Origin of the sequence: Rubripirellula reticaptiva, assembly GCF_007860175.1 — a bacterium.
In the GTDB taxonomy this organism is placed as follows: Bacteria; Planctomycetota; Planctomycetia; order Pirellulales; family Pirellulaceae; genus Rubripirellula; species Rubripirellula reticaptiva.
This window is the reverse complement of record NZ_SJPX01000005.1, coordinates 619,805-644,336: the sequence shown is the minus strand read 5'-3', so window position 1 is coordinate 644,336 and position 24,532 is coordinate 619,805. Positions and strand designations below refer to the sequence as shown.

The 24,532-nt window shown below is 54.3% G+C and carries 25 protein-coding genes; 8 read left to right on the top strand and 17 right to left on the bottom strand.

What is annotated here, in order from left to right; translation table 11 throughout:
- Nucleotides 1-26 precede the first annotated feature (26 nt).
- The 3 genes from Poly59_RS23550 to Poly59_RS23540 form a co-directional block, all read right to left on the bottom strand.
- Complete coding sequence (locus tag Poly59_RS23550; protein WP_146536540.1) at nt 27-887, bottom strand: hypothetical protein; 861 nt, start codon at nt 885-887, stop codon at nt 27-29.
- Nucleotides 888-902: 15 nt separating this feature from the next.
- The gene (locus Poly59_RS23545) at nt 903-1,322 is read right to left on the bottom strand and encodes a hypothetical protein (RefSeq protein ID WP_146536539.1); all 420 of its coding nucleotides are present in this window, start codon (nt 1,320-1,322) and stop codon (nt 903-905) included.
- An 85-nt stretch (nt 1,323-1,407) separates the two neighbouring features.
- On the bottom strand, nt 1,408-2,784 hold the full coding sequence (locus Poly59_RS23540; RefSeq protein WP_146536538.1) for an EF-hand domain-containing protein: 1,377 nt from the start codon (nt 2,782-2,784) through the stop codon (nt 1,408-1,410).
- A 175-nt stretch (nt 2,785-2,959) separates the two neighbouring features.
- Between Poly59_RS23540 and Poly59_RS23535 the strand changes: the two genes are divergently transcribed.
- The 3 genes from Poly59_RS23535 to Poly59_RS23525 all read left to right on the top strand — a co-directional run bounded on the left by Poly59_RS23535 (nt 2,960) and on the right by Poly59_RS23525 (nt 6,306).
- Nucleotides 2,960-4,498, top strand: coding sequence for a sulfatase family protein (locus Poly59_RS23535; RefSeq protein ID WP_222436158.1), 1,539 nt, complete (start codon nt 2,960-2,962; stop codon nt 4,496-4,498).
- Between the two features lie 294 nt (nt 4,499-4,792).
- Nucleotides 4,793-5,464 (top strand): YqgE/AlgH family protein, encoded by a 672-nt coding sequence (locus Poly59_RS23530; RefSeq protein WP_146536536.1) that lies wholly within the window; start codon nt 4,793-4,795, stop codon nt 5,462-5,464.
- Nucleotides 5,465-5,538: 74 nt separating this feature from the next.
- Nucleotides 5,539-6,306 carry a metallophosphoesterase family protein gene (locus tag Poly59_RS23525; RefSeq protein WP_146536535.1) on the top strand — a complete coding sequence of 256 codons (768 nt, stop codon included), beginning with the start codon at nt 5,539-5,541 and terminating at the stop codon, nt 6,304-6,306.
- A gap of 82 nt (nt 6,307-6,388) precedes the next feature.
- Here Poly59_RS23525 and Poly59_RS23520 read toward each other — a convergent pair whose 3' ends face one another.
- The 11 genes from Poly59_RS23520 to Poly59_RS23470 form a co-directional block, all read right to left on the bottom strand.
- Nucleotides 6,389-8,098 (bottom strand): Na(+)/H(+) antiporter subunit D, encoded by a 1,710-nt coding sequence (locus Poly59_RS23520; RefSeq protein ID WP_146536534.1) that lies wholly within the window; start codon nt 8,096-8,098, stop codon nt 6,389-6,391.
- A complete protein-coding gene (locus tag Poly59_RS23515) occupies nt 8,082-8,351 on the bottom strand; it encodes a heme biosynthesis HemY N-terminal domain-containing protein (protein WP_146536533.1) in 270 nt (89 codons plus the stop codon). Before Poly59_RS23515 ends, Poly59_RS23520 begins: the two co-directional genes overlap by 17 nt.
- Before the next feature lie 34 nt (nt 8,352-8,385).
- The gene (locus tag Poly59_RS23510; protein WP_146536892.1) at nt 8,386-9,861 is read right to left on the bottom strand and encodes a proton-conducting transporter transmembrane domain-containing protein; all 1,476 of its coding nucleotides are present in this window, start codon (nt 9,859-9,861) and stop codon (nt 8,386-8,388) included.
- Nucleotides 9,861-11,342, bottom strand: a complete 1,482-nt coding sequence (locus tag Poly59_RS23505; RefSeq protein WP_246151885.1) for a monovalent cation/H+ antiporter subunit D family protein — start codon at nt 11,340-11,342, stop codon at nt 9,861-9,863. The genes Poly59_RS23510 and Poly59_RS23505 overlap by 1 nt, the downstream gene beginning before the upstream one ends.
- Nucleotides 11,339-11,887 (bottom strand): sodium:proton antiporter, encoded by a 549-nt coding sequence (locus tag Poly59_RS23500; RefSeq protein WP_146536532.1) that lies wholly within the window; start codon nt 11,885-11,887, stop codon nt 11,339-11,341. Before Poly59_RS23500 ends, Poly59_RS23505 begins: the two co-directional genes overlap by 4 nt.
- Complete coding sequence (locus Poly59_RS23495) at nt 11,884-12,324, bottom strand: Na(+)/H(+) antiporter subunit B (protein WP_146536531.1); 441 nt, start codon at nt 12,322-12,324, stop codon at nt 11,884-11,886. The genes Poly59_RS23500 and Poly59_RS23495 overlap by 4 nt, the downstream gene beginning before the upstream one ends.
- Entirely contained in the window at nt 12,321-12,866 is a 546-nt protein-coding gene (locus Poly59_RS23490; RefSeq protein ID WP_146536530.1) for a DUF4040 domain-containing protein, read from the bottom strand. Before Poly59_RS23490 ends, Poly59_RS23495 begins: the two co-directional genes overlap by 4 nt.
- Complete coding sequence (gene mnhG, locus Poly59_RS23485; protein ID WP_246151884.1) at nt 12,863-13,210, bottom strand: monovalent cation/H(+) antiporter subunit G; 348 nt, start codon at nt 13,208-13,210, stop codon at nt 12,863-12,865. Before mnhG ends, Poly59_RS23490 begins: the two co-directional genes overlap by 4 nt.
- 5 nt (nt 13,211-13,215) lie before the next feature.
- Nucleotides 13,216-13,500, bottom strand: coding sequence for a monovalent cation/H+ antiporter complex subunit F (locus Poly59_RS23480; RefSeq protein ID WP_146536528.1), 285 nt, complete (start codon nt 13,498-13,500; stop codon nt 13,216-13,218).
- Nucleotides 13,497-14,024, bottom strand: coding sequence for a Na+/H+ antiporter subunit E (locus Poly59_RS23475; RefSeq protein ID WP_146536527.1), 528 nt, complete (start codon nt 14,022-14,024; stop codon nt 13,497-13,499). Before Poly59_RS23475 ends, Poly59_RS23480 begins: the two co-directional genes overlap by 4 nt.
- Before the next feature lie 327 nt (nt 14,025-14,351).
- Nucleotides 14,352-15,443: a glycosyltransferase family 4 protein gene (locus Poly59_RS23470; RefSeq protein WP_146536526.1), complete on the bottom strand. Its 1,092-nt coding sequence runs from the start codon at nt 15,441-15,443 to the stop codon at nt 14,352-14,354.
- A 633-nt stretch (nt 15,444-16,076) separates the two neighbouring features.
- Here Poly59_RS23470 and Poly59_RS23465 point away from each other — a divergent pair.
- Nucleotides 16,077-16,766, top strand: coding sequence for a response regulator transcription factor (locus tag Poly59_RS23465; RefSeq protein WP_222436157.1), 690 nt, complete (start codon nt 16,077-16,079; stop codon nt 16,764-16,766).
- Nucleotides 16,767-16,803: 37 nt separating this feature from the next.
- Here Poly59_RS23465 and Poly59_RS23460 read toward each other — a convergent pair whose 3' ends face one another.
- The gene (locus Poly59_RS23460; protein ID WP_186776471.1) at nt 16,804-17,619 is read right to left on the bottom strand and encodes a sensor domain-containing diguanylate cyclase; all 816 of its coding nucleotides are present in this window, start codon (nt 17,617-17,619) and stop codon (nt 16,804-16,806) included.
- 669 nt (nt 17,620-18,288) lie between these two features.
- Here Poly59_RS23460 and Poly59_RS23455 point away from each other — a divergent pair.
- The 4 genes from Poly59_RS23455 (at nt 18,289) to Poly59_RS23440 (ending at nt 22,059) form a co-directional block, all read left to right on the top strand.
- Nucleotides 18,289-18,930 carry a class I SAM-dependent methyltransferase gene (locus Poly59_RS23455; RefSeq protein WP_186776470.1) on the top strand — a complete coding sequence of 214 codons (642 nt, stop codon included), beginning with the start codon at nt 18,289-18,291 and terminating at the stop codon, nt 18,928-18,930.
- 80 nt (nt 18,931-19,010) lie between these two features.
- Complete coding sequence (locus tag Poly59_RS23450) at nt 19,011-19,586, top strand: class I SAM-dependent methyltransferase (protein ID WP_146536522.1); 576 nt, start codon at nt 19,011-19,013, stop codon at nt 19,584-19,586.
- Complete coding sequence (locus tag Poly59_RS23445) at nt 19,583-20,935, top strand: lipopolysaccharide biosynthesis protein (RefSeq protein ID WP_146536521.1); 1,353 nt, start codon at nt 19,583-19,585, stop codon at nt 20,933-20,935. The genes Poly59_RS23450 and Poly59_RS23445 overlap by 4 nt, the downstream gene beginning before the upstream one ends.
- On the top strand, nt 20,932-22,059 hold the full coding sequence (locus tag Poly59_RS23440) for a glycosyltransferase family 4 protein (protein ID WP_146536520.1): 1,128 nt from the start codon (nt 20,932-20,934) through the stop codon (nt 22,057-22,059). The genes Poly59_RS23445 and Poly59_RS23440 overlap by 4 nt, the downstream gene beginning before the upstream one ends.
- Before the next feature lie 23 nt (nt 22,060-22,082).
- On the opposite strand, the gene Poly59_RS23435 is transcribed toward Poly59_RS23440, so the two are convergent.
- Both Poly59_RS23435 and Poly59_RS23430 read right to left on the bottom strand, forming a co-directional pair.
- Nucleotides 22,083-23,354, bottom strand: coding sequence for a hypothetical protein (locus Poly59_RS23435; RefSeq protein WP_146536519.1), 1,272 nt, complete (start codon nt 23,352-23,354; stop codon nt 22,083-22,085).
- Nucleotides 23,351-24,532, bottom strand: coding sequence for a glycosyltransferase (locus tag Poly59_RS23430; RefSeq protein WP_146536518.1), 1,182 nt, complete (start codon nt 24,530-24,532; stop codon nt 23,351-23,353). Before Poly59_RS23430 ends, Poly59_RS23435 begins: the two co-directional genes overlap by 4 nt.

Here is a 24,532-nt window from a genome sequence, read left to right as displayed (position 1 = left end):
GGGGGGGCGTCATTTGCAGGCCCGCTCTACGCGCCGTCTTTTAGCTTTGCGATGATTTTGTCGTCTTCGACGCGGATCGAATCGAAGCGGCGGATGATCTTAGCGTTCTTTTCATTTTTGTAGATTTCTTTGGCCAGGTTCTCGTCCTTGATACCGTTCAAGAAAGCGTCCGGAATCGGTTCGTCGTTGACGGATGCCGATACTAGTCGCACCATCAAGACCCCGTCTTCAAGTGAAACGTCGAAAGTGCCTGAACCGTTAAAGTATCGCCCCTTGGATCCTGGCAAGAATGAGTCTGTCGGCAGGCTGATGTCACCGGAAACTTTGCCGTCGTCGATACGCACGAGAACCTTGCCGCGCAGTTTTTCTTCTTTCGCGATCAGGGCATTGATGTCGTCGGCCGACAACCTGATCTCGCGAGGCGATGCAATGTTTTCGGTGTCGTTGGCGGCAGCAACTTCGCCAGTAGACGCGGCGACACTTTCGGCCGAACCTGGGCTTTCCTGGTCCGTCGAATCATCGACCTCAAGCGTCGACTGGAAACTTTCGAGACGGTTTTCCAGTTCGGTGAGTTTTTCTTCGCTGTACTGAACCGTGGGCAATTCCATCGGTTGGGTCGAAGTGTACTTTTCGACCTGTTTGCGGACTGTCGAGTAGGTTGCAAAGCCAGCGCAAACGATCAGCAGCAGTCCACCCACGAAAACGCCGACGCATCCAAACAGGAGGCATCGGCCGTTCTTTGTTTCGTTGGGTGGACCAGAGTTCGGGCCGAACTGATTTCTCGCGAATCGACTGTCCGGCGCGTACGCGTTCTCGGGCCTCGTGTTGCCGGTCGAAGCTTTGTCGAACCCCGTTTCGCGGGACGTCATATCGTTGGGCTGGGACACGGCTTAGGGAATCCCTTAGCCGACTGACCACATGTTTTGGAACCACTCAACTCGGTCAATCCGCCGTGGACTGTAGTTGGTGGTCGCGTTGAATTTCTGGTTGACCAGGAAGCTGCTGAACGCCTTGAAAGGGACTTCGGCGTGCTGCGACACCAAGTCGACCATCTCGCTGTCGGCTTTCCAGGCGTACAAAACCTTGTTGTCTTTTTCGAACTGGCTGTCCAAGTAATCCGCATTCGCGGTGCTGGTGACGACGAAATCACAGCCTTTCTTGCACAAAAATCCCAGCAAAGCGGCTGCGAGAGCACGCGACTGGGCCGTATCGCCTTCGCAGGACGACGAGGCGATGTTCCAGATGCTGATGAAACCGTCATCATCCAAATCTTCGGGCGAGACCTTGATTGTGACGTCTTCTAAACCTTCACCGACCGACATGGATGTTCCTTCGCACACGTATTAACTGTCAATTCACACCCTTGATTATAGCCGCATTCGGTGTCGTTGATAAGGTCTGGCCGGGTTATCGCTTTTTCTGGTTCGACTGCATCCACAAAGCGTATTCCTCGACCGAAATGCGTCCGTCGCGGTTGGCATCGGCCGCCGCGGGGCTCATCAGCATTTTTTCCCATTCCGAGGCGGTCAGAGTTCCGTCGTTGTTGCTGTCATATCTCTGGACAATTCGCTGGACCACTTTGACGTACTTCGGATCTGCGTTGCCGCCCGACGCAGCGGCTGCGGCCCCGTCGCCGGAACTGGATCCGGTCGCCGAACTCGAACCGGACGAGCCCGCTGAACTGCCCGACATCGACGCCAGCAATTTCGACACGGGGCCCTGTTCGACCGCCCGAAGAGCCTCGTCGGTCGTGATCACTCCGTCGCGATTGAAGTCCGAATCAAAGAACTCGGCGACCGCGTCATCATTCCACTCGGTGGTAAATTCGGCCATCGAGATCTGACCGTCACCATTGGCATCTTTGTCGGTGAAGTACCCCGGCAAGCCTTCTGGTGCTTTTCGGCCCGAGGTTGGACGGTACGAGTTTCGCCCCGAGAAGACGTCGACGACTTCGCCGGCTTGATCGTCGTCGCGGCTACGTTTTTTGTCCTTCTTGCTGTTCTTTTTCGCTTCTTCTTCGCCTTCGCGGCGCCGAGCATAGCGGACCGCCAATTCGTCTAGCGTCAACTTTTCGTCTCGGTTGCGGTCGAAGTCCATTGGATTCCCCGACATTCGGCTGCTGAGTTCACTTTTTTCGATGAAACCGTTTCCGTTGCGGTCGTATCGCCGCATGCTTTCGGCAGCCTGGGCGCGGTCGGCATCGGTCACAGGGACCGACAGCATTTCGGCTTTGGGACCGAAGCCTAGCAGCGGGGCCGCCAAGGATTCTTCGCCAAATCCGGGAACCAGCAATTCCACCATCAACGCTTCGTCTGCGGCGTTGCGGTTGGACGTGTCACCGCCTCCGCGAGAATTTGAATCGCCTCCGCCCCGCATTTTCTCGAAGCCTTCCTTCAGTTTCGAGATTTTGATCGGCGAGCCTGGCTTGATGCTGGGGTCACTCTGTTGCAGTCGTCCGATCAGGAACGACGCCGGGCCCTGTTGTTCGTCGGGATCCAGGACGCCGTTTCCGTTGGCGTCGAGTCGTTCGAGGATCGAACTAGGGTCAAAGCCGCCACCACCGCGGCTGGCGCGATCTCCTTCGCCTCCGGGCGGTCCACCTCGACCACCGCTAGGAAATCCGCCTCGATCGCCACCTGGGGCTCCGCCTCGGCCACCACCGGCGTCTCCGCCACGATCACCACGACCACCGCCTCGATCACCGCCGCCGAATGGCGGTTGAGCCACGACAGGAATCGTTACCAACAGGGTCAGGGCCATAAAGGCGAAGGAGCGTGTGTTCATAGTCGTTTGAACCAACCAGCACGGTCGAAGTTTCGTTGAAAAGCAAGTCGCGATCGGTATTGTAGTTACGTTAGTATGTCGGTCTGGGCAGCAATTCTGCCCTCCAGACGTACTTCTTACGCTTACTCGGAGTTTTCGGTTGATGCGGACAAATTTTGCTGCAGTTCGATTTGCGATGACCTTATCGATTGTCGCGGTTGTGATGGCCCATGCCAGCATGGTCGCATCCAGTGCTGACCTGCCAGCGACGCCAGCCCGCGATGGCGTCAAGCCTCGCAATGTCATCTTCATTTTGACTGATGACCATCGTTACGACGCGATGGGGTTCATGGGGCATCCGTTTCTGGAGACTCCAAACCTGGACAAATTGGCCTCCGGCGGCGTTCACTTGAAGAACGCTTTCGTGACCACGTCGCTGTGTTCACCGAGCCGGGCATCGATTCTGACCGGACTGTACACACACAAACACCGCGTGATCGACAACAACCGACTTGTCCCCGAGGGAACGATTTTCTTTCCTCAATACTTACAGCGTGAAGGTTACCAAACCGCCTACATCGGCAAGTGGCACATGGGGGCCAATAATGACGATCGGCGTCCGGGGTTTGATCATTGGATCAGTTTCAAAGGTCAGGGCAATTACTTGCCGCCGGGACCAAACTACACATTGAACGTCAACGGCGAACGAGTCAAACAGAAGGGTTACATCACCGACGAAATGACCGACTACGCCGTCGATTGGCTGGACGCGCAAAAGGATACGGGCAAGCCGTTCTTTATGTACTTGTCGCACAAAGCCGTGCACAGCAATTTCACCCCCGCCGAGCGACATGCGGGACGCTATGCCGATGCCGACCTTAGCTTTCTGCCTCGCGGTGAAGGCATCACGGCCGAAGATAATTCGCCTCGCTGGGTGCGTGACCAACGCAATAGCTGGCACGGAATTGACTTCAGTTATCACAGCGATAATGGGCTCGATTACTTGTACCGTCGCTACTGTGAGTCGCTGTTGGCCGTTGACGATAGCGTGGGGCGAGTGATGCAAAAGTTAAAGGACATGGGCGTTCACGATGAAACGCTGGTGATCTACATGGGCGACAACGGTTTCATGTGGGGCGAGCACGGCTTGATCGACAAGCGAGTTTCGTACGAAGAATCGATGCGGGTTCCGATGATGATGCACTGTCCTGATCTGTACCAAGGCGGCACGGTCGTCGAGAAAGTGATCGGCAACATTGATGTCGGCCCGACGGTGCTGCATGCGGCTGGCTTGGAAACGCCCGACTACATCGATGGAAACAGTTTTCTTGACTTGCCCAACAACCCCAACATGGATTGGCGTCAGAACTTTTTGTACGTCTATTACTGGGAAAAGAACTTCCCACAAACGCCGACTCAGTTTGCTCTGCGTGGTGACCGTTTCAAATACATCACGTATTACGGATTGTGGGATGCGGATGAACTCTATGACCTGACAACCGATCCAGGTGAAAAGAAGAACTTGCTGTACGATCCTGAATACAAGTCAGTCGCCAAGGAAATGGAGAACGAGCTGTACAAGATGCTCGGCGATGCGGGCGGGATGGACATCCCGATGAACCAGCCATCGGGCGGTTCGCAAAACAAACGCTGGTTAGAAAAGGGCGGCAAAGCAGCCGCTAATTTTCCCGCTGCGATGGTCGTCGACGAGCCGCTCAACAGACAAGCGAAGTAGGGCAGGCAACCGTTGGACGGCCGAGCGTTCGCCCTTGCTGCGATTGCTTTGACGTGAAAGATAGAACCAGATCTGCAAGTCTGGTTTGGGATGGTCGTTGAATTCGATCGAGCCAGCTCTGTCCGCTCGATCGTTACGAGCTTTTAGCTTCCGCTAACCGTCATGACTGATGGCCATTAGTGTGGCTGACGCAATAAAATTTAGGTGTTCGTGCGTTCGCTTGCCGAGGTGTGCTTATACTTCGGCAAGACCACGAAGACTTACCCACTCATTCGAAATACGGGGAATCGACCCATGCCAGCCAATCTTTCTGGTCGATTGCTGATCGCGTCGCCGTACCTGAGCGACGGCAATTTCCTGCGTTCGGTCGTGTTCATCATCCGTCACGATGTTGAAGGCGCTTTTGGATTGACGATCAATCGCCCCACCGATCGCCGGTTTCGTGACTTGGTCGAAATGTCGCCTGCCGAAGGGCGTCCTCGCGATGACGACCAAATCTATCGTGGTGGACCTGTCGATGGTCCGCTGCTGGCGCTTCACGATTTGGCGGGCGTTGGAGAACCCTGTGGTCCGTTCGATCCCACCGGCCAGCCGATGCCGCCCGGACAAGCGCTGAGCGAGGGTTCAAAGTTCACTCTGCACGATCATCCGGCCGAGCCGTGGGGGTCGCTGTCGATCGAACTCGGTAACCCGCCGGCCTGGATCACCGGTGACGACGATCACCTGCGGATTCTGCTGAAGCGTCCTGACGCTCGTGTTCGGTACGTTGCCCATTACAGCGGATGGGGGCCAGGCCAGTTGGACGAAGAACTGCGTGTCGGCGGTTGGCTGGCGGGCGATGCGGATCCCGAGATCATGTTTGGCGACCCCGACCTGTGTTGGGAGCGAGCGGTTCGGCAGTGTGGGCACGATATTCTGTCCGAGATCGCGCCAGGAGTGCGTTTTGGTGACTCGGCAATGAATTAAAACGATATTATTTCGGTTATCATTGCCCGCTAACATCAATCAACTATCCGCCGCGAACGCAAGTGGACCTTCCTATGCGACGAATTGCTATCGGAGACATCCATGGCTGCGCTAAGGCTCTTCGAGGCCTGATCGACGCGATCGATCCAAAGCCGCAGGATCAACTGATTTTTCTAGGCGATTACATCGACCGAGGGCCTGATAGTCGCGACGTCGTTGACCAAGTCATCGCTCTTCGAGATCGGTGTAATGTGGTAGCCCTACGAGGCAATCACGAAATCATGCTGATGGGCGTCGTGATTGGCGGTTTGGATGACCGAGTTTGGCTCGATAACGGTGGCCAGTCGACGGTGGCAAGCTATGGCGGTAGCACCGAGAAAATTCCGGCCGAGCATTTGAGCTTTTTTCAGCAATTGTCACCCTTCTACGAAACGCCGACTGAAATCTTCGCTCATGCAAACTACGTGCATGATTTGGCGATGCACGCCCAGACCGACATGACTCTATTCTGGACGCACCTGCCGTCACCATTGCCGGAACCGCATCAAAGCGGCAAGCGAGTCATTGTGGGACACACGCCCCAGCCCGAAAATCGTATCTTGGATGCTGGTCACCTGGTATGCATCGACACGTACTGTTTCGGCGGTGGCTGTTTGACCGCTCTGGATATCGGTTCGGGTGATGTGGTTCAAACCAATCGACACGGGCATCTCTGTCGACCGCCGCTGATTTCTGCGGCTCACCAAGCGTTAAAGCTAGGAAAGAATATCACCGAGTTCTGTCGCAAGCGATTCGCAGGGAAAGGCCCCTCGGCTGCGCCAGCCCGAAAACTGGAATGCTGATTTAACGTCGCCGATTTGCGCTACAAAAGTCGTTTAGACTTTTGCGTTTTCAAGAACAATTGGAAGCCCGGTTTCTTGTTCGTTAGACGTAGTACATCACCAAGCATGCCGCCAACAGCACGGCAGCCCAGAACGTCATTGTGCTACTTGACCACGTTCCACCAAGAATCCCACGATCGTTAAAGACAATGCGGGCCTGTTTTCGCATGCCACGCAGGACTAGCGTTGTGTCGTCCCGCAGCGTTCCGTCGACTGCTTCGACGGTTGCGCCGAAGCCTCGCACCAGCTTTGCCATTGCGACTCGATAGACCCAATCGGTGTCTAGCACAGTGGCGCGTTTTTCAGCGGGATAGAGTCCCGTTTTCATTAGCACCACGAACGCTAACCCGGCGAACATCAGAAGCTGTAACTGAGTCACCACGTGAGTCACGGTATAGGGGTGATAGTCGATGTCAAACGGCAGGATTCGGTACAGCAGCGGATAGGCCACGCCTAGTCCGACGCACAGTGCGGCGGCGATTCCCATCGCAACCAACATGTTCATCGGAGCTTCTTTGACTCGCTTGCCGCTGTCGTGTGCAAAGAAAGCAAAGAAAGGGATCTTGATCCCCGAGTGTTCCATCACCCCAGCCGATGCAATCAGCAATACAATCCAAACCCAAAATATGTGCTCTTCGGCGGCCGCAGAAATGATCATTGACTTGCTGATGAAGCCACTTAGCAGCGGAAAGCCTGAAATCGCACCAGCACCGATGATGCAAAACAGCGTTGTCCACGGCATCGATTTGTGCAGACCACCGAGTTCCGTTGCCTTGGTGGTTCCGACTCGTAACATCACCGCGCCCATCGACATGAATAGCAGCGATTTATAGATGATATGGCAAAACGCGTGCGCAACTGTTCCATTGAGCGCCAGTTCGCTGCCGATTCCAATGCCAACGACCATGAACCCCAGTTGGTTGTTCAGGCTGTAAGCCAGCACACGGCGTAAGTCGTTTTCGATCACGGCAAAAACGATCGGAAACAATGTCATCGCGCATCCAATCCAAATCAGCGGCTCGTAGCCCGCAAAGCCGCGAATCAACGAATAAACCGCAAGCTTGGTCGTGAACGCACTGAGAAACACTGTGCCGGTCGGAGTTGCGTTGGGATACGCGTCTTGCAGCCAGTTGTGCAACAGTGGGAACGCACATTTAATTCCGAATGCACCGAGCACTAACATCGCAGCGATCGATAGCGGTTCGCCTTCGACGACAAAGCTCTCGAACGCAAGCGAGCCGGTTTGGACATGTTGAAAAATGGCGCCGGATAGCAACAGCACGCCCGATGTGACTTGTATGATCAGGTAACGCATTCCCGATCGGTAGGACTTTGTCGTACCAGTCGCCCAAACCAAAATGACGCTCGAAATTGCCGTTAGTTCCCAGTATACAAACAGCGTCACCAGATCGCCCGCACAGGCCGCGCCGATCGCAGCGCCGGCGTAGATCATTCCAGCAACGTGCTGTTTCGAATCACGAACATGCAGCGCATAGATGGCCGCAATGATCGCAGCACCGTGGAATACCAATCCAAAGACGCGGCTGTACATGTCGATTCGAACCATGTTCAGCGAGGCGCCGAACAGGTCAACGTTGCCGAAGTTGGCTTCACCCAAAAACAGAAAACAGATCAAGCTGATCACCGAAACGATCAACGCACCGGCGCTTTGGAATTTACGCGGCACCGCCAGCAGCAAAAGGCCGCCAACGATCATGATCAAGCCAGGTGGCAGGTTAGCGACGACGTTCATAATAGTCCTCCGGTTTGCTGACAAGCAAACGAAGCAGTCGCCCTAGGAATACGACGACGATAAACGCGACGAACCCAAACCAGGCCTGGAAGCCAAACGAAGTTTCTAAATCGAAATGAGGATGTGGGTTTTCGTAAAACCAATCGGCTGCGACCAATCCAGCACACACCACCACCAACGCGCCAATCATCCGATTGATGTTTGCTGGACGTTCGAACCAACTTGGTTCCGAATCAGTTTTGTGATGGTTCATGATGTTTGCTTCCTGATTGCGGCAGGACGTTGGCTCACTTTGTGATTGGCAGCAGCACTTCGTAAATCGACTCGGCGGCGAAGAACAACAGCACGCTGCCGATAGCTGTCATACACAACGGAATCACACACGCCAGCGGTGCTTCGTGGATAGTTTTGGTGGAATCCGAATCCTCCGGCGGCGACATGAACGCCAGTACCGGAATCGGAACCAAGTAGGCGATGTTCAGCAGCGAACTGATCATCAACGCGGCGGTTAATGCATAGTGGCCGCTTTCAACCGTACCGATCGCCAGGAACCATTTGCTCCACGCACCGCCGCCCGGCGGCAGCCCAATGATGCTGATCGATGCGATCGCGAAAGCGGCAAATGTGTAGGGCATTTGGCGGCCAAGACCCCGCATGTCGCTGATGTTTTTCTTGTGCGCGGCCACGTAAATCGCACCAGCGCAAAAGAACAGCGTGATCTTGCCGACGGCGTGCATCGCAATGTGCATGCCGCCACCGATCACCGCTGACGGGTTGGCGATCGCGGCGCCCAGCGTGATGTACGCCAACTGGCCAATCGTTGAATAGGCAAGACGCGCTTTTAAGTTGTCTTTGGTCATCGCCACCAGCGACGCCACTAGCAAAGTGTAGCCGGCAACGTACATCAGCCAAACATTCACACCGGACGAGTGCAGCAGGTCGATGCCAAAAATATAAATGGCGACCTTCATCACTGAAAAAACGCCAACCTTGACGACGGCTACTGCGTGCAGCAAAGCGCTGACCGGTGTGGGGGCCACCATGGCCGCCGGCAACCAACGGTGGAACGGCATTAGCGCGGCTTTACCAATTCCAAACGCGTACAACCCCAGCAAAACGCCTAGTCCGGTCTGTGAAATCGAACCGGACTTGTAGGCATCGCTCAGGATGCCGCCGGCGCGAAAATCCAACGTTCCCGCGACTGACCCTGTCCACGCGATCGCGAGCATGAAGAACGCGATCGACGTGGACAGTAGGATGCCTAGGTAGACTCGGCCGCCGCCTCGAGCTTCTTCGTCTCCGTGGTGAGTCACCAAGGGATAGGTCGAAACCGTCATCAATTCGTAGGCGACGAACAGCGTGAACAAGTTGGCTGAAAACGCTGCTGCCAAAGCCGCAAAGATTGCGACCGCAAAACAACCAAAGAATCGTGTTTGATGTTTTTCGTGATGGCCACGCATGTATCCGGCTGCATAAACCGTGGTCAGAATCCACAATCCTGTGGCGACCAACGCGAACAGCATTCCCAGCGGTTCGACTTGAAATCGAATCGCAAACCCAGGCAGGATCTCGCCAATCGCAAGCTCGGGGCGTTGTCCGGCGAACACACTTCGCGACAGTGCCCATGCAGCGGCAAACACGATCGTCGCGATCGTCACCGTGCTGCCTTCTCGCAAATTCGGAACCTTGCTAAAGGCAAAGTTTAACGCAAATGCCAACAGCGGCAGCGTCAGGCAAATAGCGATCAAATTCTCGGGCGACATCATTGCGAGCCTCCCAACAACATGGCGGCCGCATTGGCCGCCAGGCCAGCGGAGTAGGTTGTCCAGATTCCGAACAATACCGTGGCACCGATGACGACATAGGTCGGAACCAACATTTGCAGGGGAGCGTCGGTGGCCGCTTTGGCTATTTCGGATGGTTCTGAAAAGTAGAGTGTTTCGACGACTCGCCAAACGTAGACAATTGCCAGCAGTGAACTGATTAGCATCAGCACGGCAACTTGCCAAAGCTCGGACTCGAAGGCTGCCGTCAGCAGCAGCCATTTGCTGATGAAGCCCGCTGTCAGTGGAACGCCGATCAACCCGAGTCCACCCACCGCCCAAGCAAAAGCGGTCCACGGCATCGTGCGGCCTGCGCCTCTCCAGTCGCTAAGCTGGACCGAACCCAATCGCATAGCAAAGCATCCAACCACCATGAACAAGCCGCCCTTGATGATCGCGTGATTGAACATGTGGGCGATCCCTCCGGTCAATCCAGCTTGTGTGTTCATGCTGACGCCCAACAGGATGTAACCGATCTGAGCAATGCTGCTGTAGGCGAGAAGTCGTTTGACATTGTCTTGAAAGATCGCCGCAGTCGACGCCACAAAGATTCCGACAAAGGCCATCAATCGCAGGGCCGCATCCAACGGCAAGGTCTCGAAAGCAAAGTCCGGCGTCACGATTCCGTAGATCAACCGAACAAAGGCATAGACGGAAACTTTGGTTGCCGTCGCAGCCACGAACACCGTGACCACCGAAGGTGCGTAGGTATATGCATTGGGCAACCAAGTGTGCAGCGGAAAGACCGCCATCTTGATGTACAAACCAATCGTCATGAACGCCAAAGCTACGAGCATCGTTCGCGGACCGTTGACTGTGTTGATCCGCGACGCGATGTCGACCATGTTCAACGTTCCGGTCATTTGATAAAGCAAGCCGATACCAATCAGGATGAACGTTGCGCCGACGCTGCCCAGGATCAAGTACTGCAGTGCCGCCAAAGGTGCGCGTCGGGTCTTGCCGAGCGAGATCAGTGCGTAAGACGATAGCGACGAGATTTCGAGAAACACGAATACGTTGAACAAGTCACCCGTCACGCACATCCCAAGTAGACCTGTCATGCACAGCAAGAACGTGGCGTAGAACAGGTAGTGTTTCGACGGCAGAATTTCTTTGTCGAGACTTGGCGGAGCGTACATCATTGTGATCGCCGCCATTGCCGAGACGATCAAGATCACAAACGCGCTAAACGAGTCAACGACGTACTCGATGCCGTAGGGAGGTTCCCAGCCGCCGATTTCGTAGTGAATCGAGCCGGTCGAAAGAACCGTCGACATCAAACGCAGTCCGATGGCGAACGTGGCAAGGGTCGTTAGCAACGCGATTCCATAGGCGGCCTTGCGGTTTCCGGCCAACACGCAAAGTGGTGCTGCCATCATCGGAAGCACGATCAACAGGACAGGCAGGTGTGCTTCGATCACGGGTTGCCATCCGTTCCAGCCTGATCGATTTGAAGAATCTCGTCTTCTTCGATCGTGCCATAGTCTTCGCGAATCCGAACAATCAACGCCAGCGCCGTCGCCGTCGTAGCGATGCCTACCACGATTGCGGTCAGCATCAAAACACTTGGCAGCGGATTTGAATAGATCATCGTCGCCGCTTCGGTTGCAAGTTCGGTATGTTCATCGATCGCCGAATTACCGTGGGATACGCCTTCACCATGAATGGCAGCATCGCCATGAGTCGTCACATCACCGTGGCCAGCAGCGTTACCGTGACTCGCGACCAAGTGGGGCGGAATGATCGGTGCGGTTCCTCCATTGATCTTTCCCATCGTGATGTACAGCAAGAACACCGAGGTCTGGAAAATGTTCAAACCCAAGATCGTTTTGATCAAGTTGCCTCTCGCGATGACGATGTAGAAACCGATCATCATCAGGAAAACAACGACCCAGTAATTCAGCAGTCCTTGAAACTGCCAAGCAAAGATGCCGATGTTGGGATCGCTAGTCAGGTTGATGTTCATGGCGATTGCCTCCGTCCAGCGAAGGTGTAGAAGATCATCGTCATCACGGCGGTGACCGTAATCCCGACGCCACATTCGACCAAGAAAATGCCCAAGTGCTGACCGCTGGGGAAATGGTACTCCGTCAAAAAGTGATGCTCTAAGACGTCATAGTCCAGGAACTTGCCGCCAAGAGCGATGGTTGCGATTCCCGTGCCTGCGTACACCAGCACACCCGCCGCCATCAACTTTTCGATGACGATTGGCGGCGCGACCTTTTTGACTGCGGCGAGTCCAAACACCAATCCATACAGAATGATTGCGGCGGCAAAGATAACGCCCGCTTGGAATCCACCGCCCGGACCATAGTCGCCGTGGAATTGAACGTAGAACGCGAACAGCAGGATGTACGGGATCAGCAGTTTCGTGACGACGCGAATGATCGGAAAGTCGGTCATAGCTCTGCCTCCACGTGTTCTTCTTTTCCGCGTCGCAGGATCAACAAGACTGCGATCCCTGCGGTCAATACGACGGTCGTTTCACCCAGCGTGTCGTAGCCTCGATAGCTGGCCAAAATGGCGGTGACCACGTTTGGCATTCCGTGCATATCGGTTTGCGATCGCTCGACAAATCCAGGGTCTGGATGCAGATGGATCGGGTCATTCGGGTCGCCCATCGGCGGCATGTCCAGCGTGCCGTAGATCAAGGCACAGCCCGTCACGGTGACCACCAAGAATGGGATCGGCGCGAAACGTTTTGACTTTTTCTCTTCTTTGCCGGTCAACGACAACGTGCTGAGCATCAAGACGGTCGAGATGCCGGCGCCGACGGCCGCTTCGGTAAACGATACGTCGGGAGCGTCCAACAGCAACATCCAGCTTGCCGATAGGAAACTGTAGATTCCCGTAAACATGATGGCGGCCCACAAGTCTCGCATGCGAGCAATCGTGACCGCTGTGGTTACCAGCATTCCCAGAATCGCAAACTCGATCACCATCATGAGCCGGATCCTTCGTCGTTGGACGCCGTCGAATCACCGTTACTGGGTTTTGTCACATCAAGTACAGGTTTCAAGCCGTGGACCAGCGCCGAGTGGGCAAGTGCGTAACATGAGCTAGGGCTGGTGACCATCAGGAAGAACAGAATCGCAAACAGTTTGAATCCAACCAAGAACGAATCAGCCTGGAACATCAAGCCAATCGTGATCAATCCCGCACCCATCGTGTCCGTGATGCCAGCACCGTGCATGCGCGAAAAGAACTCGGGCAAACGCACAATTCCGATTCCGCCGATGATCGAAAATGCCGATCCGGACAACAGAAAAGCCCAACTGAGGATGTCCATCACCATCACTCGCTCTCTTGGTTGAACGGAGTTGCGGACATGGTTGTGAATCGCAGCAACGCAACCATGCCGATGAAGTTCATCAGGCTGTACATCAGTGCCACGTCTAGGAAGTCAGTACGATGCGTCAAGAAGCTGACGACCGAAATTAACAGCACGGTCTTTGTGCCAAACATGTTCAGCGCCAACACTCTGTCGAATACCGTCGGTCCAAGCATCGCTCGGATCAGAGCGAGCACCATCGTGACGATCATTGCCGCGCTTGCGACTCCAAACATATTGATCGTCATGGCTTCGCGCTCGATCGATCACGCGACTGTGCGGGTCGTCGCGAGCCTTGCTGTTCCAACCGTGTGATTCGGCGGTCCATGTCGCCCGACATGTCTTCTTCGGCTTCTTCAAGCGACAACGCGTGGACTTTGATTTTGTTGCCGATCAGGTCCATCGAAACGGTTCCCGGCGTCAGGGTGATCGAGTTCGCCATGATCACACGCCCCAGCGGACTCTTTTGGCTAGCGGTGACCATCACAATGTTGCGTTTTAGCGGCATCTTAGCCGACAAAATGATCTTGGCGACTTGGATATTCGATACCACGATTTCCTTGATCAGCCATGGTGCATATTGAGTAAACGGCCGAAATCCTAACTGCGCCGGCGCGCCTTCTTCGTCCACAATTTTCATCCGCTGCGACAACCACAAACTGACTCCGCATGACGCTATCCCCATTCCAATCAGGAATGGATTATCGAAGTGGCCGGACCACAACAGCCAATTGGCGAACAGCGCGGCGCCTAGCGTGAGCGTGTATTTCACGGACCTGTGTTCTGCGGGGGATCGTGTTGGTGATTGCGGTTGAGCGGTCACAATCGGGCCGGGATTCGTCCCGTCTGTGCTCGGCGCCGAATATAGCCCCCACCGGTCATTGTCCCAATACCATCAAAACGGCCATGCAGTCAGGCATGGGCTCGCAGAGTCGCATCCGCGACGTTTTGCCACGATTCTGGCCAGGACAACGTTACGTTCGGGGGGGGAATCTTATGTGCATTCACGGCTTGTCTGACCTGCTGCTGACGCCGTCCATGCTCATTCGCGATACCCTTGTCTGACCGGCTGTCAAATCAGCCGATCGGTTCGATCGTCCTATCGATTGAGGCAGTCATCGTAGAGTTGAAGGTGTTGCTGGACGACGCGGTCGCGAGTGAATTCGGTCGCCACGCGAATCTTTCCATTTTCGACCAATTGACGAGTCTTTTCAGGTTCGGAGATTACCGCTCTTAACGCTGCGACAAACGCATCGCGATCTTCGCTTGGTGCGACGCGGCCTTCGATTCCGTCGCGAACCACTTCGGTGCAACCGTTGACGTTACTGATCACCACGGGCAATCCCATCGCCATTGCTTCGACCGGTGCGATCGGCAGCCCCTCGGAACGGCTGGCCAGTAAGAACGTGCCCGCGCCCGACATGATCTTCAATCCTTCCTCGCGGCTGCGATGGCCATACATTCGAACGTTCGTGATGTTCTCGCGTTCGACTCGGCTCCGCACTTCGGCTTCTTTGTCGCCACCACCGATCAAGTGGAAAACGAAACCATCGCTGGCCAAGCGGACCGCAAGGTCGAGAACCAGTTCGGGATTCTTCGGGTGGGTCAGTCGTCCCAGGACCGCAACGTCCTTCGGATTCCGAGGCCCGTCGTGGTGGGGGATGTCGGACAGACGCAGCCCGTTGCGAATGACCATACTAGACGATGCATCGGAGACGAGGCCTTGCTGCAGTCCGACTTCGCGATCTTTTTCGCAAACGTGGACCGTCTTGAAAACGGATCGGCTGATGTGGCGTTCCGCTCGTTTTCCCAAATATCGCAGTGGCGCAGGTTTGAAATAAAACTGGTAGCCGCGAACGGTATACAGAGACCTCGCGAGTCTATCGCGATCGCCGCCACGGACGAGCGCGAAACCGGCTCGACCGCCGTGCGCGTGAATGATATCAGGGTTGATTCGCTCGACGGCCTCGTGCAGGTCGCGAACGACGCGGCGACTCAGCCGGCTGCTGAAAAAATCGATCCCGTTACAAACCTCAGCGCCTAAGGTTTGGGCTTCATCGATCGCATAGGAATCTTTCTGGCTACAGAACACGACCTCGACGGACTGTGCCAGCAGGTCCTCGGTCAGCGCCAGGACATTCGTAGTCCCCCCACCCGGGACGCCATCGGCGACAATTTGCAGGACTTTCATGGGCAGGTGGGTCAACCAAAGAGCGAAGACAAAGTTTCGGATCGCAACGATCTCGAGCGACTTTAGGACGACATTCCCCGATCTGAAAAGGGCAATGTCGGGGCCCGCAGGGTGGCCGCAGGTTCTTTGTCATGGGTATACGAGCATTGAATGTGGCAATCGGTGCTGCAGATTTCGGCTTCGCCTTTGCGAAAAGCGGTTCAAGCGAAAAGGGTGGCAGAAGACGTCAAAATGACATTGCACCATCATTCAAGCTGCATCCGAATCATTGGGGGCAGGCGAAACTTTTTCGCTTTCGCGAAATTTGTCTGATTCTTTGCCAACCAACCGACGAAGAATGTTGTAGATTTCGTTATCGCGCAACGCTCTTCGCAAATGCTTGCCCCGCACTGTCTTGAGTGTTGTGAAACGAATCGCAGCGGCCTGTCGATCGGGTGCCCCAGATCAACAGGCCGTCTGCTTTTTTGTTCAGATCATGTGTGCCCCACCCGATCAGAATAAAAGGATTCGTTTTTACGTAGGTCGAAGCTAGCGATTTCGACTAAATTCTTCGAATTAAGAATTGGATTGATTCTGGTAACTCGGCTCGAATCGATAGCGACACCCGAAATGTAGAAAGGTCATGTGAGTGTTGTGACAAGTTTGGGGGCCATCGAGTTCGCAACGCCGTTTTGTGAACTGAAGCGACTTGTTGTCGAACATCTGTTGGAGTGGGGCAAGGGCGAGCGGACTGAATCATTTGATCTGTCGCAATTTGACGCGATCATCGCCATTAAGAATTCGGAACGTGTCGTGACCGGCGAGAGTGGCGTGTTTCGAAAGCTCTTGATGGATGGGCGTTCCGGCTTGGGCTCGAACGTTGATTCGACAGGCGTCCGCAGTTTCAGAAAGATATCCCAGGTGACAGATGGTCTGATTCTTGATGGTGTCGCTTCGCTGGAGCTGGAACATGTAGGGCCTCACTACAATCTTCGGCCTTGTTCCTTCATCACGTACAAACGTCGACTCGACGAATTACAAGATCCCAGTTTCGTGATCTTGACGATTTCTAGACCCGTGGCCTACCTCGGGACGAGCAACGTTGAGCGCCGGCGAAGTCTAAACGAGTTGGTATCGCTGTTGCAGCAACTCGACGCCACCGACCAAGAGATTTGCCAAGGTTATGCCCGGGGCGATTCATCAAGAGAAATTGGCGCGATGGTAGGGCTGACCACTCGATCCGTCGAAATCCGTCGTCAGAAGATCTTGGCTCATTTCGGATTCGAGCGACCGATCGAAATCGTCAAGATGCTGGTGCGGCTTGACGAGCGTGGCTTGGCTTAGCGTGAATTCGTTGGTGTCCCATAACTCACCGCTGTGACTACACGCGTGCTTCGATTTCTGCTTGCTGCATCTGCCGCGCGGCTGCGATCGCCGGTCCCATTCCAAGGCGAGGGTCACGACTGGCGACACCGATCGCCATTGGAATGCCGGCGTCGCGGAAATGCTTTCTGATTGCCTCCAATCGCTGTTGGCCGTCACTCGTGCTGCTCTCTGGTGCGATCATCAAAAACTCGTTGGCTGCCAAGCGTGCGATCGCGCCGTCTTCGGGCAGGAAAATTTTTAGCCGCTCGACTGCGGCGGTGATGTTAGATACGTCGAAATTATCCGCCATCTCGATGGCAAAGATTTGCGCCGGATGGCCGTACTTAACGCAGCGGTTTTCTTCTGCTTCGACTAGCTGTTCCCACCCGTTGGCGTTCAGCACTTTGGTTGCTGGATCAATAAGTTCTTTGAGAGCTGAAAAGCTCTTGTTTCGTTCGATCGCGGACAGCTTGAGTTCCGCGACCAGAATGCTAGCGAGCATCCGTCCCGTGACTCGCAAAAGCGGCAAGTCGTTTTCGGTAATCGCAAATTGAGGCTCGGGGTCGATGGCACAGAGCGTTCCAAACAGCCCACCATCGGCATCTTCCAGGGGAATGCCGATGTAGGCGCCAATGGGAACCTGTTGGCCGATCGGCGCCGCGACGTAAGCGGGAATGGACTGCGAAGCCGGAGCGATGCAGGGACCTTTGCCTAGAACCATCCTGGAACAGAACGAATCTGCCCATGAAAAGACATTTCCCGGTGCCACACCGTATCCATGATCGTTCGCATCTAGCACGATCCAGTCATCGCCTTCGGTGCGAGTGACCATCCATAGTTTGAACCCAAATCGTGCGTGCAGAAATGCGAGCACAGATTTTGAGGCGGTTGAAAAATCAGAATAGGCTGCGAATTGTGACATCGATTGATTGGACGAGAAAAGGACGTTGCGCGAAAAGCAAACAGATTAGGAAATCGAAGCAAGCTCGAAAGACTAACGACTTAAGAGTCGCGAACCAATCGCAGTTTTCGGTGTTAGCGATGGATGCTATATCAATTAAATACCCGCCAACTTTGGGGGGGTATTTCGGTTGTCGAAGTTTCATGCATGGATTCTTGATCGTCCATTTTTCGATGGCTAGCACTATCGCTGCTTTGGTGGAAAACGATTGGAAGAAATCGAACGAAGAAGCCCGCAAATGTTGTTGATTTCTGCACCAAATCAATCCCGGGTACTCATTCGCTTTTTTACTCGTGAGATTCCAGTCATTGAAATACCGAAAAAAATCAAGATCGACGGCTTTCCTGCGGGGATCCGGCTAGCTGCAATTTGCCAGATATCCTAAGACTGCCTGCGCGGGGCCGAAATCGAACATCTAGAATCGCGCGCCTTCACTGGCACAGCACCAATGCAATTTTGGCCTTCGAGTTTTCCTTCGTGTGCCAAGCGAACAAGGTTAAAACTCGGTTGCTCGCTCACATCCAAGAAATGTCCAAAGCTATGAATCGCCAATCCAAATTTGCAAGCATTTACAAAGACCATGAATGGGGAAGCACATCCCGTAGCGGTCCCGGCTCTGAGCTTTTTCGATTAAAGGAGTATGTGGACTGTCTAGAAAAAGTGGTGGCCCGTGAAGACATCCAATCCGTTGTGGACATTGGGTGTGGCGACTGGAGTTTTTCTAGAAACGTTGATTGGTCGCGGGTCGACTACACCGGCGTCGACATCGTTCCGTCGCTATCCGAAGAACTTAATCGTGAACATGGAAGCGATAAGATGAGATTCGCTTGTGCGGATCTGACCAGCGATGAGTTGCCTTCTGCCGATCTATGCATTTGCAAAGACGTGCTCCAGCACTTGTCGAACGAGTCGGTGCAAAAGTTCTTGTCTGGCAATCTCAAACGTTATCGCTATGCATTGCTGACGAATGACTATCGCAAAATGAAACGTAACCGCTTTAGTGTTTTTGGCACGATGCGTGAGTTTCAAGAGCCAAATTCAGAAACGGTCGATGGTGGATCCAGGCCGATCCGACTGACCGAAGAACCCTTCAATTTGCCGGCAGAGCAGCTTGTGCTTTTTGACATGCAAATTGGACGAACGCTGTTTACCAAAGAAACTTTACTTTGGACTCGAGAGTAAAGCTGCCACTGAGATTCGCGACATTACTCGCCAAGCATAGAAGATCCGCCACAGCAAATCGATCAAACCTGAGCCACCCCATGTCAACTCTTTCATCAACTGACCTGTCTACGCGTGTTGCGGAACTCGCTGGTCAACCCGTCCGGCTGCATCTCGGGTGCGGTGGCGTACATTTAGACGGGTTTATCAACGTCGACTTGCATCCCCATGATCCGACCATCAACGACTCATCACGTGATGGTTGCAACGCGGATGTGTTTGCGGATATGACAGACCTTGGTCTCGCCGATGCAGTCGTCGACGAATTTCAGACCTACCACACCATTGACCATTTCACACGTTGGCAATGTGTCGACATGCTGACGGATTGGCACCGAATGCTGCGTCCCGGCGGCAAGCTGGTCATCGAGGTCGCAGATTTTGCCCGCTGCATCCTTTGGTTGTTCCATCCGATCGCCAATCGACGCCGAGTTGCCCGTAACCAGTTTTACGGCAATCAATGGGATCGCATCGAGTTTGAAACCCATCGTTACGTTTGGTCTGCTCGAGAAATCAAAAAGGAACTTCGCTCGATTGGCTTCTCGTCCGTAAAGATCTCCCATCGCACCGAGACTCACTATCCCGGTCGCGACATGCGGATTGAAGCAACCAAGTGAACCGTCGTCCAGGGCCGAAACGCGGTAAGCTATCGAACTTGGTTGCGACCGGTCGTTCGGCGATCTCAAAGGGTAGTGGTGCACGAGAGCATCTTACGGACTCGGTGATCCTGGCAATTGGTTACGTCGCTCAATTGATTTTGCAAATGGGCTACTTCTTGATTCTGACACGCATGCTAGGGGCCGAGCGGTTTGGACAATTCGCTGCTGCGCTAGCCGCCATCAATCTTGTTTCGCCGTTTGCTGGCATCGGTTACAGCGAAGTAGCGCTCATTCGGGTGAGCCAAGATCGAGAAGAAACCGGCCTTTGGCTTGCAAACTCGGTCGTCGCAACATTGGCACTAGGGATTCCGCTGGCAATTGCGTTGGCGTTGATTTGTAGCCAAACCGGTTCTGGCAACTTGATTGAATGGCATTTAATGCTAGGTCTGGCGATTTGCGAGTTGGCTTTGGTGCGCGCATGCCTAGCAATCGCTCGAATTCGTCAAGCGAGACGAGAGATCAAAGGGACTTCGGCGATCAACGTTTCGGTCTCGGCGACGAAGGCAATCGTTGCGATGCTGCTATGGATGTCCGGCAATGATTCGCTACTGATGCTGGTGATCATTTTGGATATCTGCTTCACTCCAGTGCTTCTGTACTTCTTCGTTTCTCTTGCACGTCAGTCCAGTGCTACGCAAGTTTCTTGGACCGCGCTCCGGTCGAATTTTAAGTTGGCTTTATCGTTCACCACCGGCGTGTTCAGCAAGGCTGTCTACACTGATATGGACAAACTGTTTTTGGCACGTTGGACGACGTCTGAAATCGTTGGCACCTATGCGGCAGGCTACAAAATTTTGTCGCTCGCATTTTTGCCGATCCGGGCAATCTTGGAAGCAACCTTTCCAAAGCAAGTCGCCTACGCGGCAAAGAGTCCAAGCGATTGCTTGAAATTTTCTTCACGCGTTTTGGGAGTCAATCTTCTTATCGCTTGTTGCCTTTCGGCCTGTATCTACTTGCTGGCTCCATGGGCGACTGTTCTGCTTGGTGAAGATTTCAACGACTCTGTTGATGTGTTGCGAGTCGGTTGTGTCTTGCCTATCCTGCAAGTGCTTCACTACTCAATGGGCAACTATTTGTCGGCAATTGGACGTCAAACCTTTCGTGCGACTGCTCAAGTGACTGTCGTGATTGCCTACGTTGCTGTCGCATGGTTCTTGATCCCTCGCTACTCGTGGCACGGTGCGATTTGGACGAGTCTGAGCTGCGAGTTCCTTTTGGTTTTGCTGCTGTCAACTGGCTGTTTCGCCTCATTCTTTCGGGACGATCCTCCAACGCCACAGACGCTTTCTGAACAAGGTGAGGCATGAAGTATTTGATCATCAGCGACGAGTATCGGCCGACCATTGGCGGCATCGCTCGTGTGGCAGCAGCGGTTGCCGAGCACCTGCTGGATCGTGGCAACGATGTCACCTTGATGACCAAGTCACGGTCCCAGAACAGCAACGAGCGAGTCAAGACAAAGTACTATGCTCGTCCGGCCAACAGCTCGCTTGGAAAGATCTATCTGACCACGGTGTGGCCATTGACGATGGGAAGCTGGATTCGCAAGGAATCGTTCGATCGAATTTTGATCATTGATCCTGCCAATGCGCTGCCGCTTCCGATCCTGAACATGATGGGGAAAGTCCCCTACGAAGTCATGCTGCACGGATCCGAACTGATTCGGTATTCTCGCAAGAAGTCAACCGACGCTCTCTTTGCTCGGTCGTTGGCGGGAGCCGAGCGAATTTTTTCGACGACCGGTTTCGTTTCGAAAGAGCTGAAGGAACGTTACGACCACGACAGCCATTTGACATCTTGCGGTGTCACCGAGGCCTTTCTAACCGACCCTGTCGATGATGCGAAATTGATCGAGTTGCGATCGCGTTATGGTTTTGGTGACACTGATTTTATCGTCGGTACGATCAGCCGGTTGGACAAGCGGAAAGGACATGATGTTGTCATCCAGGCCATTGAGTCGTTGAAGCCGACGCTTCCGAATATTCGCTACCTGATTGCTGGTTCTGGGCCCGAACGAGCGTCGCTTGAATCATTGGTCGAGCAAAAAGGACTTCAGAAGTACGTCGTCTTCGCAGGCCGGATCCCCGAAGAGGAATTGGTCAACCACTATGATCTAATGGACGCCTATGCGATGCCCAACCGTCTGCTTCAAAGCTATACTGTCGAAGGATTCGGGATCTCATTCGCCGAAGCCGCAGCGCGTGGAGTGCCCAGTATCGGCGTCGACAACGGTGGTGTCGGCGAAGCGATCGACGATGGTGTCTCGGGATACCTGTTGGCCACGCCCGATCCTGAACAAGTGGCGACATCCATCGCTAAGATCGCAACCGGCGAATCAGCGTTCGATATCAATAGCGTGAAAGATCATGGCCGAAAGTTCACTTGGGAAAGCGTCGTCGACCGGATCGTCGATGCGCATCGATTTGCTTGAACACCGCGTCATTGCCGCGGTGCCTATGGCGACAACGCTAATTGCGGATTGGTTTTATCAAGACTGATGTTCGTGATGGGTTCGGTAGACTTGTCCGTGATTTCTTCTGCTTCATCCTTGGTGTCCACACGCACCCAGTCCTCGGGGCAGAGTGCGATGGTCGCAACAAACCAATAGATTCCTTGCGTTGGCACCAGAGTGAAGGCTCCTTCTGCCGCTGCGATGATCAGGTAGACGAACAATGCGATTCTTGCAGTTTGCTGAATCGGTGCGCGTCCGCCAGCGAATACAGGGAACCACCAAATCGTCGATATCAGAAATAGTCCGACTGGTCCGAACGCTAAGTAAGACGCCGCATAAACACTTTCATTGCGCCACGCGATCCGCTGAGTGCTGATGACCTCGAGGGCGTCTTGCAGATTGGCGACGCGGCCACCAAGGTTGCGGTCGAACAAGAACTGGAATGGATCTCTGCCGATCACCCATGACGCCAGGATCCCAATCGCAAGCAAGATGAAAATTCCGACGAGTGCGCGGAATAGTTTGAACATCGATTGATTGACGATCGCGGTGACGAATTCCAAAACGAGCAGTCCGACCCAGACCGAACGCGAAAGCGTTAGGACGCAAAGCGTGCGATAAGAAAATGCCAGCGGCGCGGATGCCAGGGCAGCAATCGGCCCCCACAGCAGCAAATTGACTCCGAGAATGTTTCCGTTGTTGTAAGTTGAGAACATCTTGATGAATGGGCCTCGCAAATTGTGGCGAGTCGCAATCAATGACAGGTCATTTCCAGTAGTCGTTAGAAACGGAATACCGACTACCTTTCCCGTTGTGTTGTAGACAGCAAATGAAAAGATTCCGTAGATGAACACAGGAACGAGCGCCCAGCGGAGCGCTCGAAGTACATCCGAGATGCCCAGCACACGGATCATCCATCGTGACCCCAAGACGGCGACAAATGGGACGACGAGCGTGCTAACCACGATGGAAACGAGCGCGCCGGTGGAGATGCTTCCGTAGATGCTAAACGAAAACATTTCGACTAGCCCCAGCGTAAAGATTAGCAAGGTTAGCCAAACGTAGGATCGTTCAATGCGGCCAATTCGGTTGGTTGCTAGAAACACTAGCTCTGCACCCGCCATAATCCCCAGCAACGCGTAGCCCAGCGTCAAAGGAATGGTGCCAAGATAGACGCCGGCTTTGGGGAAACCAAACATGCATACCAGCGTTAGCATCGCACTGCACCATGCAAATTGGCGACTCAGTGAACGGCGGCGGGGTTGGTCTTTCATTCTGAATCCTCCCGCGCGGGATCATCGCGGGTGAGAACTTTTCTTCCTTGCATGTCATCGAGAAACGCGATGTACTTGTCGCGGAATTGATCGGTCGAAAATCGAACAGCGTTTCGCACGCACGATTCTGGGGTGAACGCTTCGGATGCGAAACGCTCAACGGCGTCGATCAGGGACTCGGCAGATTGATCGTCGAAGAAGACTCCTGTTTCGTTTTCGACGACGGTCTCGAGCGCTCCGCCAGCTCGCAGTGCGATCACGGGGGCGCCTGCGGCTTGGGCCTCGACGGGGGTGATTCCGAAGTCTTCGATCCCCGGAAACACGAACGCTTGGCAAGTTTCGAAGTGCTCTTTCAGGACACTAAACGGCTGTCGCCCGAGAAATTCGATGTTGGATTTTGCAGCCGCCTGCAGTGCTTTGCGTTCCGGTCCATCGCCGATCACAATCAGGCGTTTGCCGAGCTTGTTGTAAGCGTCGACTGCGATGTCGATGCGTTTGTAGGAAACCAGTTCAGAAATCGCTAAATGAAAGTCGCCTCGCGTTTGATTGGCGACGAAATCGTGGGTGGCTACCGGTGGGTAGATCACCGTTGATTCGCGATCGTAGTACTTTTTAATCCGGCCGGCGACGAAGTTCGAGTTGGCGATGAAGTGGTCAACATTGGCGGCTGAGTTGCGGTCGTATTCACGCAATCGGCCGGCGAATCGGTCCAACGCAATTCGCGCGGCAAACGACGCTCGCTTGTAGTCCGATCCCAGTTCCCACAGATACCGTGGCGGCGAATGGCAATAGCAAACGTGTTTGGTGCTGGCTGCTTTGGGGATGCCCTTGAACAGCGAAGCATCGCTTGAGAGTAGCAAGTCCACATCGTCGGCAACTCGCATGCCCGCAATGGCCCATGGGTGCAGCGGCAGCAGATGGCGATAGGTGCGGTGGACGAGTGGGAACCGATTCAGGCGGCTGGTGTGGACCGTGGTGCCGCGAAGTCCCGGTACATCAATGTTGGGGTTTTGCACCAACGTATACAAGTCGCTGCCTGGAAACAGTTTGGCGATCTGTTCGATCACTTTCTCGCCGCCGCGATAGCTTGTGATCCAGTGGTGCGCAAGGGCGACTTTCATGGCTGACATCGGCGGCGGGCATGGGCTGTTTGGTGATTTGCTAGTTGCGGTTTTCAT